We start from the raw sequence: 16130 nt of genomic DNA, 5'->3' as shown, positions 1-16130 counted from the left end.
CAGACACGGAACGTTCTAGTCGAAGACCTGACGTGGATTGCGCGGGTAGAACCGTTCCGGCTGGCGCTCCACATGAGGGAAGAAGCGGGTGTCCTTGTAGGGCATCTTCATGAAGCCGGAGACGCCGAGCCCCTCGATCAGCCCCACGGCAGCGAGGATCTCCTCCAGCCGGGCACGAAACTCGGCCTCGCGAGAGGGATCCAGCAGGCGGTAGTAGCTGTGGATCTTGAGATGCGCCGGCAGCGCCTCGAAGATGATCATGCCGGTGTGGTGGATATCGTTGAGGGCCTCCAGGGAGGTGATGATCGCCTCGGGCAGCACCAGGAACTCCTCGGGGTCGGGGCCATCCTCGAAGTAACTGTGCAGGCGCGCCCGATCCTCCAGTTCCGGCACCGCGCTGACCTCGTAGTGCAGCCGCATGCCCGGCTCGTTCACGAATGGCTGCTCCGGGCTCTCACGCTCCAGGTGCAGGGTATCGCGTGCATTGAACAGGCAGCTCTTGAAGATCCCCCGGCGGTAGATGGCCCGGGCCAGGTTGACCATGTTGTTGACCGCGGCGATGAAGGCCGGCTTCAGCGCCGGATCGTGCAGGTTCAGGGTGGTGTCGATATACACCCCGTCGCTCTCCCAGCGCACCGCGAGCCCGCCCACTACCGGATAGCGGCCGAGGCGACTCACCGCGGCGAGGAAGGCCTTCTCGGTCTCCCCCATGCCCTGCATGAAGTTCTTGTAGTAGCGATCCAGCTGCACGTCATTGACATCGTTGAGGGTCTCCGGAGCGCCCTCCTCGCGCAGGAATGCCTTGCGCGAGCTGTACACTACGGTGTCGATCTCGCGGCTGGCGGGGCGCGCCCATACCGGTACCAGCGCCACCTCGGCCGTCTCGGGCAGGTCGATCATCACGGTGCGCGCCAGGCGCGGCATCTCGCGAATGAAGTGGTCGCCTGCCTTGAGCCGCAGACGCGGGTCAGGATCCAGCATGCCGTCGAGCATGCGCGCGAACTCCACCGGCAGACCCAAGGAGGTGGCCGGGATGGCGTGATAGCCGAAGCGACAGGACTGCGCCGAGGCCAGCGCATACAGGGTGCCGGCCGCTCCCTGCTCGTCGAAGCGCGGCGAGGAGAGCGCCCCGTTCAACTGCTCCTCGCCGATGAAGTAGACATCCCCCAGCCGGGCATTGGTCTGCTGCAGGTTGTCGGACATCAGCTCCATGACATTGGAAGCCACGAACTGCTGGTTGGCATCGAGCTGGGCGAACACCGAGGAGCCCCAGTCGATCAGGGCGATGGTCTCGTCGCGGGCATCGAAGACCAGGTTGGAGGGCTTGATATCGCCATGCACGATGGGCTTTCCGGCGGGGCCCGACTCGCGCCGCAGGGCGCGCAGGATATCGGCGAGTTGGTCGGCGATGCGCACGACCAGCCGAGGCGAGAGTCGCCCCTCACGCAGCGAGACCTCCTCGAGGTTCAAGCCCGGCGCGCGCTGCATCACCAGGATCGACTGGTGCCGCACCCGCTGATAGGCGATCAACCGCGGCACCCGCGGATGGTCGACCTGCTCCAGCATGAAGGCCTCCTCCTCGAGGCGATCCTGCAGATGCTGGGGCAGGTTGACCCGGGTGAACTTGAAGACGTACTGGTCCCCCAGGGCGGTGACCCCGGCGAAGACGAAACCGTAGGCGCCCTTGCCGACCAGCTCGATATCCCGGTAGCCGAGCTGCTCCAGCTGCTCCTGGCAGAGCGCCACCCACGCCTTGAGCTTGCGGGCGTCATCCTGGCTGAGCAGGTAGACCGACTGCTCCTCGGGGATATAGAACTGCTGCAAGGGCGCCTGAGGCATGGGCATCAGCTCAAGTTCAGCAGCATCGTCTCGGGTGCTTCGAGGTAGCCCTTCCAGGCGTTGCAGAAGCGCGCGATGGTGCCACCGTCGATGACCCGGTGATCGCCCGCCCAGGTCACCGTCATGATCGCCCGCTTGACCACCTGATCCTCGGCATCGAAGCGCGGCAGCCACTGGGTCTTGCCGATGGCGACGATAGCCAGCTCCGGGGCGTTGATGATGGGGGCAGCATAGGTACCGCCCAGGGCCCCGATATTGGAGATGCTGATGGTGCCCTCCCGCAGGTCCTCCTGGGCCACCTTGCCCGAGCGCGCCGCCTGGGTAAGCCGCGCCACCTCGGCGGCGATGCCGAGCAGCGAGAGGCGCTCCACGCCCTTGACGTTGGGCACCAGCAGTCCCGCACGGCTATCCACCGCCATGCCGACGTTCACCGACGGCAGGTAGTGGATCTCGTCGCCGGCGTCGTTGAGCCGGGCGTTGAGGATCGGCGCTTCGCGCACCGCCAGCGCCATGGCCTTCATGAAGAAGGGCATCAGCGTCAGGCGCACCCCCTCGGCCTCGGCCATCGGCTTCAACCGCTCGCGCAGCGCCAGCAACTCGGTGACATCGATCTCCTCCCCATACTGGAAGTGGGGAATGGTGCTGGCCGCCTCCACCATGCGTCTGGCCATCACCGCGCGCACCCCACGCAGCGGTTCCACCCGGGGCTCTCCCTGGGCGGGGGGCGCAGAGGAAGCGGCCGTCGCCTTCTCGCCGGCGGCGCTCGCCTTGCCTTGCTCGAACTCGCCCTTCTCTAGCTTGCCCTTCTCTAGATAGCTCAGCACATCCTCCTTGAGCACGCGCCCCTGCTTGCCGCTGCCGGGGACCGCTTCCAGGGAGAGGCCGTGCTCGCGCAGCAGCCGTCGTACCGCCGGCGCCGCGGGGATCCGTCCATAGGGGCCCCGGCCAGGCTCTGAGGGGCCCCGGCCAGGCTTTGCCTCCCGTGCATCGCCACTATCGGCGGACGATACACTTCGGGTCACAGGCTTCGGCTCTGGCTCGGCGGCGCCGGAAACCTCGCTACCCTCGCCTTCGGCATGTTCCGGGCGATAGGCATAGAGCGGCGCATGGACCCGGGCGATCTCGCCCTGGGCGACATGCAGCTTGCTCACCACCCCCGCCTCGGGCGCGGTGATTTCAACCAGCGCCTTGTCGGTCATCACATCGACCACCGGTTGGTCCTCGGCGATGGTCTCGCCCTCCTGGACCCGCCACTCGACCACCTCGCACTCGACGATCCCCTCCCCCACATCGGGCAGGATAAAGTCCTTGGTCTTGCCTCCGGTGGCAGCCGGCGCAGGCGAGGGCTCCGGCGCGGCTACTTTCTCCGCGGCACCGGCCGACGGCTCGGCAGCCGCCGCGCTAGTTGTCTCACCCTCCGCCTCATAGGCGAACAGCGGCGCATGCACACGGGCCGTGTCGCCCTTCGCCACATGCAGCCGGGTAATGCGTCCCGCCTCCGGCGCGGTGATCTCCACCAGCGCCTTGTCGGTCATCACCTCGACCACCGGCTGGTCCTCCTCGATCACGTCACCCTCGGCCACGCGCCACTCCACTACCTCGCACTCCACGATACCTTCGCCGATATCGGGCAGCATGAAATCGCTCATCTCGTCGTCTCCTCGACTGGTCGCTTCCGATATCGGATCAGAAGGCCACACTGGCCCTGATCGCTTCGAACACCTTGAGGTGGTCCGGCAGGTACTCCTTCTCCAGCGTCAGCGGGAAGGGGGTATCCAGGCCGGTCACCCGGGCGATGGGCGACTCCAGGTAGAGGAAGCAGCGCTCCTGCACTGTCGCGGCGATCTCGCCGGCGAAGCCACCGGTCAGCGGCGCCTCGTGGGTGATCACCAGCCGCCCGGTCTTGAGCACCGACTCCACCACGCTCTCCTCGTCCCAGGGCAGGATCGAGCGCAGGTCGATCACCTCGCAGGAGATGCCCTCCTTCTCGGCCAGCTCCACGGCGCGGTCGATCACCTCCATCTGCGCACCCCAGCCGAGCACGGTGACGTCGGTGCCCTCGCGGGTCACCTCCGCCTCGCCGAGGGGCAGCTGATAGTCCTCCTCCGGCACCTCGCCGGTGGAGGCGCGATAGAGCCGCTTGGGCTCGAAGAACAGCACCGGGTCGGGATCGCGGATCGCCGCCAGCAGGAGTCCCTTGGCCTGATAGGGATTGCGCGGCACCGCAATCTTGAGCCCCGGGGTATGCGCGAAGTAGGCCTCCGGCGACTGGGAGTGGTAGAGCCCGCCGGAGATGCCGCCACCGTAGGGAGCACGGATGGTCAGGCCACCGACGTTGAACAGGTCGCCCGAGCGGTAGCGGAACTTGGCGGTCTCGTTGACGATCTGGTCGAAGGCCGGAAAGATGTAGTCGGCGAACTGGATCTCCGCCACCGGCACCGAGCCCTGGGCGGCCAGGCCATTGGCGAAGCCGAGGATGCCCTGCTCGACCAGCGGCGTGTTGAAGCAGCGCGTGCGGCCGTACTTCTCCTGCAGGTGGCTGGTGGCGCGGAAGACGCCGCCGAAGATGCCGACGTCCTCGCCGAAGCAGAGCACCTTGTCGTCCTCGGCCATGGCGATATCCAGGGCGTTGTTGATCGCCTGCAGCATGTTCATGGTCGGCATCTCACTCCCCTCCCTGGCTGGCGTCGTCGCGGACCTTCACGTCCGGGTCCAGGGAGCGCGCCCCCTTCGGGTAGCTCTCCGGATACTGGCGGATATGGGTCTTGAGGCGGTCGAGCTGGCGCTGCAGGGCCGGGGTGACGTCGGCATAGACATCGCTGACCAGGCTGTCCAGCGGGGGTGGCGGGCGCTTCTCGGCGCGCTTCATGGTCTCAAGCACCTCGCGGCGCAGCGACTCCTGCAGCGCCTTCTCCTCGTCGTCGTTCCACCACCCCTGCTCGGTCAACCAGTGCTGCATGCGCAGGATCGGATCCTTCTCGCGCCAGGCCTCCTCCTCCTTCTTCGAGCGATAGCCGGAGGGGTCGTCCGAGGAGGAGTGGGCCGCCAGACGATAGCTCATCGCCTCGATCAGTACCGGCTTGTTGTGCTCCACGGCGATGCGCCGCGCCTCGCAGGTCGCCGACAGCACCGCCAGGATGTCGTTGCCGTCGACGCGGATCACGTGCATGCGGTAGCCAAAGGCCCGCGGCGCCACGCCGTCCGCGGCGAACTGCTCGATGGAGGGGGTGGAGATCGCGTAGCCATTGTTGCGGCAGAAGAAGATCACCGGCACCTCGTGCACCGCGGCCATGTTGAGCGCGGCGTGGAAGTCACCTTCTGAGGCGGCGCCCTCGCCGAAGAAGCACAGCGTGCAGTGCCCCTCGCCGGTGAGCTTCTGACCGTAGGCGTAGCCGGCGGCCTGGGGAATCTGGGTGGCCAGCGGCGAGGAGATGGTCATGTAGTGCAGCTTGCGCGAGCCGTAGTGGATCGGCATCTGCCGCCCCTTGCCGTAGTCGAGCTCGTTGCCGAACAGCTGGTTCATGAACTCGTCGTAGCTGAAGCCGCGATAGACCAGCGCCCCCTGCTCGCGGTACTGGGCCATGATCATGTCGGCATCATCGAGCGCCGCCGTGGCACCGATGACCGCGGCCTCCTCGCCGGTGCACTGCATGTAGAACGACAGCCGGCCCTGGCGCTGAGCCGCCATCATGCGCTCGTCGAGCACCCGGGTGGCCACCATGGCGTGATAGATCTTCAGCGCCTGCTCGCGGGAGAGCTCGGGCGCCTCGGCGCCGTCATACAGGCTGCCGTCCTGCGTCAGCAGGCGGAAGGTGGGAATGGAGAACTCGTCGCCGCTGAGGAACTGCGGCGAATGGATATCTTGTGTCGTTGTCATCTTGGCATCCTCTACCCCTTTTGAGGGCAGTGTTGTCGCTTGTCTCGCCCCTTGCCAGGAGGATCACTCCCGAGGGGTCAACGCAGCCCGAGATGACGTTAACGTAAACTGGCGAGTATCGACAGCAGAAAGGCCTTCACCTTTGGTCGATATCAGCAGACGATATTACTGACTTGCTGGCACCAACCGGGCAAACAAGCTATCAACTGCCAGCGCCAGCAGGCCGATCATCACGGCGCCCTGAAGGATATAGGCGGTATTGCCGTTGACGATGCCGGCGATGATCGGCGCGCCGAGGTTGCTCGCCCCCACTGTGGCCCCCAGCGCCGCCGTGGCGATGTTGACGGTCACCGAGGTGCGGATGCCGGCGAGGATGATCGGTGCCGCGAGGGGCAGCTCCACCTGCCATAGCCGCTGGCCACCGCCCATGCCCATGCCGCGAGCGGCCTCCTCAACCGCGGGGTCGAGCCCTTCCAGTCCCGCCAGGGTATTGCGCACGATCGGCAGCAACCCATAGAGCAGCAGCGCCACGATGATCGGCCAGGTACCGAAGCCCAGCACTGGCACCGCCAGGGCCAACACCGCCACCGGCGGGAAGGTCTGCCCCATGGAGGCGAACTGCGCCACCAGGGGCAGGAAATCGCGCCCCCCGGGGCGCGTCACCAGGATTGCCGCGCCAACCCCAATCACCACTGCCAGGCCGGAGGCGATCGCCACCACCTGCACATGGCGCGCCAGCAGGGTCAGCAGGTCGGCCTGGGGGTAGAGCACCCGGCGGGCATCGGGTTCGCTCCAGCGCAGCAGCGGCTCGAGCCACTCGCCCCCCACTGCCAGGGCCAGCAGCAGGGCGAGCCATACCAGCGGCGCGGACCAGCGTGTCAGGAGGGCCATGCTCACGTGTCACTGCCTCCCTCGCGACCCGCCCCGACGATACGCCGTAGCGAGAGCTCCCCGACCGGCATCGCCTCGTCGTCGACCACCGCCAGCCTGTCGGCATGTTCACGGAACATCACCGCCAGGGCCTGGCGCAGGGTATCATCCCGGTGCACTCGGGCCTGGGGCAGCAGACGCGGCGAGAGCGGTTGCATGCGCTCGGCCACCCTGGTGATGGCGGCCTCCTTGAGACCGCGATCATCCCCGCCCAGCAGTGACGCCACAAAGTCATCGGCCGGCGCCCGCAGTAGCTCGAGGGGCCTGCCTTGCTGGACGATGCGTCCGGCATTCATCACCACCAGGCGGTCCGCCAGCGCCAGGGCCTCATCCATGTCGTGGGTCACGAAGACGATGGTCTTCTGCAGGCGTGACTGAAGGTCGCGCAGCTCGGCCTGCAGGCCCTCACGGGTGATCGGGTCCAGGGCGCCGAAGGGCTCGTCCATCAGCAGGATATCGGGATCCGCCGCCAGCGCCCGAGCCACCCCCACGCGCTGGGCCTGGCCACCCGACAGCTGGGACGGGTACTTGTCGGCGAACTGCTCGACGGAAAGCCCGAGCAGCGCCATCAGCTCCTCTACACGCGCGTTGACCCGGTCCGCCGGCCACTTGAGCAGCCGCGGCACCAGGCCGATGTTCCGGGCCACGGTCCAGTGCGGAAAGAGCCCGGTACTCTGGATGGCATAGCCGATCCGGCGGCGCAGGATCCGCCCGTCGAACTCGCGAATCGGCCGCCCATCGATATGGATCTCACCGCCATCATGCTCGATCAGGCGGTTGATCATGCGCAGAGTGGTGGACTTGCCACAGCCCGAGGTGCCCACCAGGGCGCACAGCTCGCCCCGATTCACCGTCAACGAGATGGCGTCCACCGCCGTCTCGCCACCGAAACGCTTGGTGACACTCTTGAGTTCGATCATGGGGTGGCTCCCGGGGCCAGGTCGGTGCGGTGATCGAGACGCCGCGTCAGGGCACCCAGCAGGGCATCGGCGGCCAGCGCAATGGCCAGTATCGGCAGGGCGCCGAGCAGCACCAGATCCATGGCCGCCTGACCCAGCCCCTGGAAGATGAAGGTGCCCAGGCCACCGGCGCCGATCAGCGCTGCCACGGCGGTCAAGCCGATCGCCTGGACGGTGGTGATGCGCACGCCCTCGATGACCACCGGCAGGGCCAGGGGCAGGCGCACCTGGCGAAACACCTGGCCACGGCTCATGCCCATGCCGCGCGCCGCCTCCAGCACGCCGGGGTCCACCTCGGAGAGGGCGACGAAGGTATTACGCACCATGGGCAAGAGGCTGTAGCCGAGCAGCGCCAGGAAGGCCGGTGCCCAGCCGATCCCGCTCACCCCGAATGCGGCGAGCCACTCGAACCGAGAGGCGAGCCAGGCCAGCGGCGCCAGCAGCAGGCCGAACAGTGCCAGGCTGGGAATGGTCTGCAGGAAGTTGAGAAGCGCGAAGCCGATACGCTCGACACGCGGATTCTGGCGCATGGCCAGGGCAATGCCCGTGCCCAGCAGCAGGCTCGCCCCCACGGCACCACCCACCAGCAGCAGGTGGTCGACCACCGCCTCGACGAACGCACTGCGGCGACCCGAGAGCTCCTGCCACAGCGCCAGTGGCTCGAGCCAGCCGGCCGCCAACCACCAGCCGCCCAGCACGGGCAGCATCAGCAGCGCCAACCGCCAGCCAGCCAGGGCGAGGCGCGTCCGCAGCTCGATCAACAGCAGCGAGAGCCAGAACAGCATCAGCCACCAGGCCGCGCCGATACCCAGCCGCGCCTGGGGCAGCTCGGGGTCGAGGTGCCATGCCGCCATCAGCGCCAGCCAGGCCGGCAGCGTCAGCAGCAGCAACAGGGTCAGGCCCAGCGCCAGACGATAGCCATTCCGGCCGGGCCGCCAGGCCAGCGCCAGCAGGCCCAGCAGCGGCAGGCAGCTCACCAGCGCCAGCGGCCAGCCGATGGCTGATGTGATGACGTGGGCCGTGCCGGGCACGATGCGGTTGGGGGCGATGCTCCCCAGAGGGAGCGAAAGCCAGGTCACCAGCGCGACCAGCGCCAGCGACAGCATCACTCGGTTGATAGGCGCGTCCCTGCGCAGCACTCGCCTACTCCTCCAGGCTGGAGAGGAAGTCGGCGGCCACCTCGGCCGGGGCACGCCCATTCACCGCCACGTCCCCATTGAGCCGCTGCAGGGTATCGAGGTCCAGGGCCTCGAAGACCGGCGCCAGCAGGTTCTCGATCTCCGGCCAGGCCTCCAGCACCTCGGAACGCATCACCGGCGCCGGCTGATAGACCGGCTGAACGCCCAGGGTATCCTCCAGCACCACCAGATCGAGCGCCTTGAGGCCGCCGTCGGTGCCATAGGTCATGGCGGCATTGACGCCGCTGGTCTGCTGTGCGGCCGCGCGCATGGTGGAGGCGGTGTTGCCCCCGGAGAGCACCAGCAGCTGATCATCGTCCAGTTCGAAGCCATAGGCCTGCTGGAACGCCGGCAGCGCCTGCTCGGATTCCACAAACTCGGCACTGGCGGCGAACTTGAACTCACCGCCCTCGTCCAGGTAGCGAGCCAGGTCCTCCAGGGTCGCCAGCTCGTGCTCGCGGGCCAGTTCGCCGCGTACGCTCATCGCCCAGGTGTTGTTGGCCGACGCCGGCGTCAGCCAGGTCAGGCCGTTCTCGGCGTCCAGCTCACGGACCGTCTCATAGGCGGCCTGGGGATCGTGCCAAACGTCGCTGTCGGTCATGTCGAAGAAGAACGCCCCGTTGCCGGTGTACTCGGGGTAGAGATCGACCTCGCCGGCCAGCAGCGCCTCGCGCACGATACTGGTGGCGCCCAGTTGCAGGCGCTCCTCCACCTCGACACCGCCGGCCTCGAGGCGCTGAATGATCAGCTCGCCCAGCACCGAACCCTCGGTATCGATCTTGGAGGAGACCGTGACCGGTTCCTGGGCATGCAGAGGCGTGGCGGCAAGTGAAATGGCGGCGGCGAGGCTGGCGATGGGAAGCAGGGCGTGTCGCATGGCGAAATACCACCTGGCGGTTCATGGATGTACGCTGAAGTATAAGGAAACCTGGGAATACCTGCAGTGTTCCACCGCCAACGCACAGGAAGCTTGCATGCCCACCGATGCCCTGCCCCTGCTGGACCGCTGCCATCACCCGTTGGTGCGCGATCTGGCGTGGGTGCTGCTGGTCCCCGACCTGATACGCATGCCCTGGCCGGGCCGCCCGAGTCGGGAAACCCTGGGCCTGGAAGACGACGAGCGCACCGCCCGCTGGCTGGATACCCTGGAGGCATGGCCGCAGCCGCTGGAGCGATGCGTCTGCAACACGCTCAATGGCCGCATGGGGCTCTACCACGAGCGGCTCTGGCAGTTCCTGCTGGCCTGGGCACCGGGCACCGAACTGCTCGCCCACAACCTGCGCATCATGAGCGGCAAGCTGACCCTCGGCGAACTGGACCTGCTCTATCGACGCCATGGCGAGGCCTCGATCACCCACCTAGAAGTGGCCATCAAGTTCTATCTGGGGCTTTTCGAGGGGCCGGGCGAGCCCCAGAATCAGGCGCGCTGGATCGGCCCCGGGGGCGCCGACAGCCTGGCCGGCAAGCGCGAGCACCTGCACCGCCACCAGCTGCGCCTGACCGACCTGCCCGAGACACGGAACGCCATCAGGGCCAAACTGGGATCACACCGCCACGGGGACGACGGGCTGGCCAAACTTCAGCGCCAGGTAGCCATGCCCGGCGTGCTCTTCGCCCCATGGCAACACCCCTTGCCGCCCCCGCGGGAGGCGACTCACGATCACCTCCGTGGATGCTGGCTCTACTGGCGGGACTGGCACCGCTACCGTGACGGCCTGCCCCGCGGCACCCATGGCACTTGGCTTCACAAGCCCCATTGGCTCGCCCTGCCCCGGCCCGAGCAGCTGCTGTGCCTGGGCGACCTGGAGGCTCAGCTCATCGATCACTTCCGGCTCTCGGCCGCCCCGCTGCAGGTCGCCCTGTGGCACCCCGACGCCGGCTGGCACCGTCTCTTCCTGGTCGCCGACGACTGGCCGCGGCAGATCCCGCTGCCGCCCTATCCCGACAACTGAGGTTCCGGCGGCAACCGCAGGTCGCCTAATATAATCTCGATCAGCTGCTCCTCATGCAGCGCGCGGTCTCGACTTTCCATGGCACTGCGCAACTGCGAATCCCACACGGCCTCGAGGGGCTTGCCCTCCAACGGCTTGCCCTCGAGATGAGCACAGGCCTCCAGATCGGCTCCCCCCATCCGCCAGGGTCGCATGGCGAATCGCGCCAGCAGGGCGTTGGCGATACTGATGCCCGGCCAGTCGAAGTCACCGTGGTAGTACAGCACCGCGCCGGCAGCCTCCAGCTGTTCGAGCAGCGTGAGCACGGCGGCACCGGGACGCCCCCAGGTGGTCACCAGCGGAGCGCACCCGGTCCCCAACCGTTCGGCGGCTTCAGCGACCACTGCCGGGTTTTCACAGACGAAGACATCACGTCCCTCAACGTCCCACTCCGGGGGATGACGCAGCAGCTGACGTAAGGTCAACCAGGTGGGCTCAGCAACCCGAAGGTAGTGTTCAAGCGCCGCATCCACACCTTCACTGCCACGCACGGGAAGGCCCAGGGTCAGCACCGCACTGGTGATATCGCCGCCCAGCAGCACACCGGCATGGGCCCAGGTTGAGCGCTCATCCGGATGCTCCAGCGCCACACCCCCACGCCAGTGGCGGGCCAGGGCGCGGCGTACCAGGGCCGAGACCGGCTGGCCGGCATCCAGTGCGTGGGCATCACCCAGACACTCGGCGGCAAGGGTGCTCAGTGTCATCCCCTGTGCCGGCAGACGCTCGAGTACCGAGAGTGCCTGTTCGAGTAGATGAGCGCCCTGCTCTTCACTACCACCGGTCAGGCGCTTGAGCTGGCCGCCCCGGCGCAGGTCCGCAAGCCAGTCGCTCACCCCCAGCCGTTCGGTGTCAGGATGATAGGCGTCAAGCAGCTCGTCCCAGCGCTGGCGTGCCGCATCGCGCTCGGTCCGAGCATCAACCAGCGGGCCATCCAGCGCCTCCAGTGCGTGTCGCAGGTCGCTTGCCACACCGGCCCGGGCCAGCGCACGAGAGAGCGCTTCAAGATCCACGCTCAGCGACTTCCCCCGACGGGGAGGCCGCCCTAGCAGGCGTTCCACCGCCGCACGCTCCAGCTCGCTGGCCTGGCTCAGGGTCAGGCGGCCACCCCCCTCGCGCAGCAGCTTGCCTCTCAGGCGCTGACGCAAACGGGCAAGCTCTGGGCCGCCCAGCAGCCGCTTGAGGCGCGCGAGGTCCATCAAAACAGGCTGTCCATTCCGCCCGGCGCTGACGTCTCCGCGGGTTCCGCAACTTCTTGCGGAGCTTGGCTGACAGGAACCTCGTCTCTTGTCCGGCTCTTGCCGTCCCATTTCCAGCGGGTGACATGTACGGCATCGACCCCTTCGCGGCGCACCAGCTGGGCGATGGCCAGCCCCGGCACGTCCGGGTAACAGCCCCACTCCCGCTCCGAGGTCATCACGGCGTCGAGATCGAACTGGGCCAACAGCCCCATGCTCTTGGCCCGGGCGTCGTCGTCGATCCCCGCAAACACTTCGTCGAGCATCACCAGACGCGGCGCCTGCTCATGGGCGCTGCCATAGTGGCTGGCCGCGGCGGCGAACAGCGGCAAGGTGATCACCAGGGCGCGCTCGCCCCCGGAGGCCGGACCATAGGCCGGGCGCCACTGGCCGTTCTGATGGCGTTCCACCACGAAGCGGTGCCAGAAGCGGTAATCCAGGGCGCGCTCGAGGATCTCCTGCAGGGCGCCGCCCTCGTCATTGGCCCGGGCCTCCTCGATGCGTCGGCGCAGGAAGTCCCCCACCACCTCGCGATCCTCCACCGACCAGGCATCCAGGGCCTGACGCCGCAGCCGCTGGCAGACATCCTCCAGCCCCGCCGGGGCCGTCATGCCGCCGGCGCTCTGCCCCTCGCCAAGTGGCTGCCAGCGGATACGCAGCCGCATCCCGGTACTGGTCGGCCGACTCTCCAGCTCGCCGTTCATCTCGCGGACGTGACGCTCGGTGTCGGTGATGCGCTCCTGGATGTGGCTGGCCACCTCGTCGATCAGGTAGTTCTCGAGCAGCTCACGCTCCCGGGCATTGAGCAGCGCCTGGCGTTGACTGATCTCCTCGTTGAGCTGGCGATGCAGGGCATCGGGATCCTGGCGACGCCCCTGGAAGACGATACGCACCAGCAACAGGTCGTCCCGGGCTTCGGCGATGCAGTCGTGACCGCCGCGGGAGAGCACATCGGTGAGCAGCTTGATGTGCTCGTGCAGCCGCCCCTGGTGGGCGTGCCAGCTCTCGTCGTCGGCATTGATAGCGGCAGTGGCCTGGGCAGCAGACCGGGCCAGGCGCACAGCAGGGTCTGCCGCCCAGGAGCCAGGCGCCTCCTCGTCCATGAAACGCTCCGGCGCAGCCACCCGCAGCAGTCCCTCCTCCACCAGGGACCGGAAGTCAGCGATCCTTCCTGCCCGACGTTCGTCCAGTTCGCCCAGGCGCTGCTCGCCCTGGGTGACCTTCTCGGCGAGGCGTGCCACCTCGCCGAGCAGGGTCTCGTGGCGTGTGTCGAGCTCACGCTGCTCGGTGGCCAACGCCTCGCTGCGCTCCTGAATGGCCGCCAGCTGGCGCTCCAGCTCCTGCACCTCAGCCCCCATGGTGTCGCGCAAGGTATCCCGGCGCACCTCCGCCTCACTAGCCTGCTCCTCGGCCTCGGCCTGCTCCCGCTCGGCCTGGGCCAACGCCTCACGAGCCAGCTGGTGCTCTTCCTTCAGCTCGTCACAACGGAGCCTGGCCTGCTGCCAGGACGTGATGGCCTGCAGCAGTTCGCTGATGGCGAGCCGGTAGTCATTGAGCGCGGACTGAAGGCGGGCCAGGGGCTCGCGCTCGGCGGGAAGACGCAGATCCTCGGCGGCGATATACAGCTCACCGCGCTGGGCCTCCAGCGCCTCGAGGGCCTCTTCCCGCCTGGCCTGGGCGTGCTCCAGACGCGCGGCTTGCGTATCCCGAGCGCGCCGCGCTGCCGCCTCGGCGGCGTGGGCATCACGCAGCGCCTGGGCACTAGGACGACCCTGCCACTCCTGATCGATGACCTCGAGACACGCATCGAGGTGCTCGAGCTCGGCGGTGATGCCGTCAGCCTCCTTGGCAAGGCCCTCCAGCATCTGGGCAATCTCTGCCAGCCGGCGCTGGCGGGCCGACTCCCGGGCGGCGTGGCCGATATAGAGTGCCTCGTCCTTGCCCCACTGCCCACCGAGCGGCCCCAGCCGCCAGGCACCTTCGGGACTCACCCAGGCGAAGCCCTCGGATACGCCCAGGCCGATGCCGGCCAGCAGCGTCTCGACCACCGCCAGACTCACCGGAGAGTGCTCGGGAAGGTCGGGACAAAGCACAGTGGCCAGGCTCTCCTTCCCCGGTCGTATGGCACCATCGGCAAGTGGCGTAAGCAGGGTATCCCAGGTATCGGGGGCGAGCAGCTCGCCATCTGGCATCACCCAGGCATCCAGTAGCCCGGAGGCCTCCAGGGCCGCCTCCAGGCCGGCGCGCTGACTTGCCTCGAGGCCTGCCTGAAAGTCCACCAGCTGCCAAAGCGGTGCACCGGGACGAGCATCGCGGTTTCCCTCGCCACGGGTGTGGGGCGCGGGCGGCACTCGCGCTTCACCTGTTTCCAAACGCTGTCGCTCTTGCTCGAGTTCGCTGCGCTCGAGGTCCAACTCTCGATGCCGTTGTTCCAGCGTATGACGTTGCTGGCCCAGCGCCTCGCGCCGGGCATCCCGGGCCATGGAGAGCCCAGCCTCGGCGGGGTCATCACCGCTCAGGTGATCGCACCAGGGAGCGAGCTCGGCGAGCAGCGCCTCGGGGTCTTCGGGTTTAAGCTCCTTCAGGGCGGCAAGGTGTTCCCGCCAAGTTGCCTGAAGGGACTCGGCGGCTTCGGCACGCGCGCTGGTCGCCTCCTGGCACTCTTCCTCGCGACTCGCCAGGGTCTCCTCCTCCCGGCGCACCGCATCCTCCACCCGGTGGAAGGCCCGCTCGGCCTTGTCGATCTCATCGAGGCGGCGGTTGAGGTGTTTCACGCCCTCCTCGCGACGACGCTGCAGGTCCCGCAGCGCCTGCTGCAGCGACTCCACACCCCGGGCATCGGGAGGCACCTGCTCGCCCGTTTCCGCGGATAATCGCGTGGCGATTTCTCGACGATGGTCGCCGCCCACACCCGCCGCATCGGCCAGTGCCGCGCTCTCGTCGCGGCGCGCCTCCAGATTGGCGGCGCCGTTCTCCAGGGACGCTTCGGCCTCCAGCAAGCGGGCCTCGGCTCGCCGGTCGCTCTCGCGCTCTCTCGCCAGCCGCCGGCTTTCCAAATCGGCCCTGGCGCGGCGCTGACGCGCCAACTCATCGGCATTGCGCAGCGCCTCCGCCGAGCGCATGGCGTCGCTGGCCTCCAGGGTGCGCTGGCGTGCCGCCAGCTCTCGCTGCTGCTCGGCGAGAAGCTCGCGGGACTCACCTAGCGCCTCGCGACTCTCCAGCCCCTCTGCGTGGGCCTGGCGATCGCGGCCCAGCTGCAGGCGCACCCTCTCATAGTCGGCATGGGCAGTGGTCAGGAAGTCGGCCCGGCGGCGCACCGCGATGCCGGCATAGTGGCGGTAGTGGCCCAGGAAGGCCTCCACCGCACGGGCCGTCTCCTCCAGCCCCTGTATCTCCTCGCGGTAGACATCCAGGCTGCGATAGGCCTCGGCCACCTCGCCAATCAGGCCTCGTCCGAGGGGTGGCAGAGCATCGCTGAGGGCCTGGGAGAGACGATTGGGGTCAGGCTTCTTGGCCAGTTGTGGCTGGCGCAGCTGCAGCAGCAGGTCGAGCAGTGCCCCGTAGCGCTGCTCGCCCAGATGAAAGAGCCGTTCATCGATGGCACGCCGATAGTCAGCGGCACGATCATACAGCTGCCCCACATTGCCCAGCGCCTGGCCGAGGCGCTCACGACTCACGCTTCTCCCGTTATCGATCAGGAAGAGCTCTCTTCCGACACGTTGTGACGTGGTGAAGAACCAGGAGCGCACTGGTCGCCCCGCGACTGCCTTGAGGCCACAGCCCACGGTAAAGGTCTCGGGCCCCTCATCCCCCAGGCGCCCGAACTCAAGCCAGGTGTAGCCCAGGCGTTCCTGATACTCTCCCACCAGCAGATTCCACTCCATGCGCTTGGCGCTGTCGCCATCGGGCTCCACCCGCGAGGGAAGCAGCTGGCCATCGAGCAGAAACGGCAGGGTCAGCGCCATCACCTTGGACTTGCCGGTACCGTTGTTGCCACGCAGCAGCAGCCGCCCGTCGTGGAAGTGAAAGACCTCCTCGTCGTAGTAGAAGATCTCCACCAGGCCACAGCGCAGGGGCTGCCAGCGGGTACTCTGCGGTTCGGGAAGCTCGCTCATCGGGAC

Annotated in this window: 11 protein-coding genes; 1 reads left to right on the top strand and 10 read right to left on the bottom strand. The window is 67.8% G+C overall.

The features are described from left to right. Positions 1–15: 15 nt before the first annotated feature. The 8 genes from GRB96_RS10320 to osmF form a co-directional block, all read right to left on the bottom strand. A complete protein-coding gene (locus GRB96_RS10320; RefSeq protein WP_161432056.1) occupies positions 16–1839 on the bottom strand; it encodes a protein kinase domain-containing protein in 1824 nt (607 codons plus the stop codon). Between the two features lie 5 nt (positions 1840–1844). Beyond that, positions 1845–3488, bottom strand: coding sequence for a dihydrolipoyllysine-residue acetyltransferase (locus tag GRB96_RS10315; RefSeq protein WP_161432055.1), 1644 nt, complete (start codon positions 3486–3488; stop codon positions 1845–1847). 37 nt (positions 3489–3525) lie between these two features. Further along, positions 3526–4503, bottom strand: a complete 978-nt coding sequence (locus tag GRB96_RS10310) for an alpha-ketoacid dehydrogenase subunit beta (protein ID WP_161432054.1) — start codon at positions 4501–4503, stop codon at positions 3526–3528. 1 nt (position 4504) lies between these two features. After that, positions 4505–5716 (bottom strand): thiamine pyrophosphate-dependent dehydrogenase E1 component subunit alpha, encoded by a 1212-nt coding sequence (locus GRB96_RS10305; protein WP_161432053.1) that lies wholly within the window; start codon positions 5714–5716, stop codon positions 4505–4507. A 165-nt stretch (positions 5717–5881) separates the two neighbouring features. Next, on the bottom strand, positions 5882–6607 hold the full coding sequence (locus GRB96_RS10300; protein WP_161433081.1) for an ABC transporter permease: 726 nt from the start codon (positions 6605–6607) through the stop codon (positions 5882–5884). 2 nt (positions 6608–6609) lie between these two features. Next, complete coding sequence (locus GRB96_RS10295) at positions 6610–7566, bottom strand: ABC transporter ATP-binding protein (protein WP_161432052.1); 957 nt, start codon at positions 7564–7566, stop codon at positions 6610–6612. Further along, the gene (locus tag GRB96_RS10290) at positions 7563–8741 is read right to left on the bottom strand and encodes an ABC transporter permease (RefSeq protein ID WP_240894258.1); all 1179 of its coding nucleotides are present in this window, start codon (positions 8739–8741) and stop codon (positions 7563–7565) included. The genes GRB96_RS10295 and GRB96_RS10290 overlap by 4 nt, the downstream gene beginning before the upstream one ends. Before the next feature lie 7 nt (positions 8742–8748). Then, on the bottom strand, positions 8749–9660 hold the full coding sequence (gene osmF, locus GRB96_RS10285) for a glycine betaine ABC transporter substrate-binding protein OsmF (RefSeq protein WP_161432050.1): 912 nt from the start codon (positions 9658–9660) through the stop codon (positions 8749–8751). Between the two features lie 97 nt (positions 9661–9757). On the opposite strand from osmF, the gene GRB96_RS10280 reads away from it, so the two are divergent. Further along, positions 9758–10735: a DUF1853 family protein gene (locus GRB96_RS10280; protein WP_161432049.1), complete on the top strand. Its 978-nt coding sequence runs from the start codon at positions 9758–9760 to the stop codon at positions 10733–10735. Here the strand turns inward: GRB96_RS10280 and GRB96_RS10275 are convergent. Together GRB96_RS10275 and GRB96_RS10270 are read right to left on the bottom strand one after the other, a co-directional pair. Further along, positions 10720–11970, bottom strand: coding sequence for a TIGR02679 family protein (locus GRB96_RS10275; RefSeq protein ID WP_161432048.1), 1251 nt, complete (start codon positions 11968–11970; stop codon positions 10720–10722). The genes GRB96_RS10280 and GRB96_RS10275 overlap by 16 nt on opposite strands. Further along, positions 11970–16124, bottom strand: coding sequence for a TIGR02680 family protein (locus GRB96_RS10270; protein ID WP_205743522.1), 4155 nt, complete (start codon positions 16122–16124; stop codon positions 11970–11972). Before GRB96_RS10270 ends, GRB96_RS10275 begins: the two co-directional genes overlap by 1 nt. Positions 16125–16130 lie beyond the last annotated feature (6 nt).

Source organism: Halomonas alimentaria (genome assembly GCF_009902005.1).
GTDB classification, from domain to species: domain Bacteria; phylum Pseudomonadota; class Gammaproteobacteria; order Pseudomonadales; family Halomonadaceae; genus Halomonas; species Halomonas alimentaria.
The sequence above is the reverse complement of the archived record's forward strand: the minus strand, read 5'-3'. Positions and strand labels throughout refer to the sequence as shown.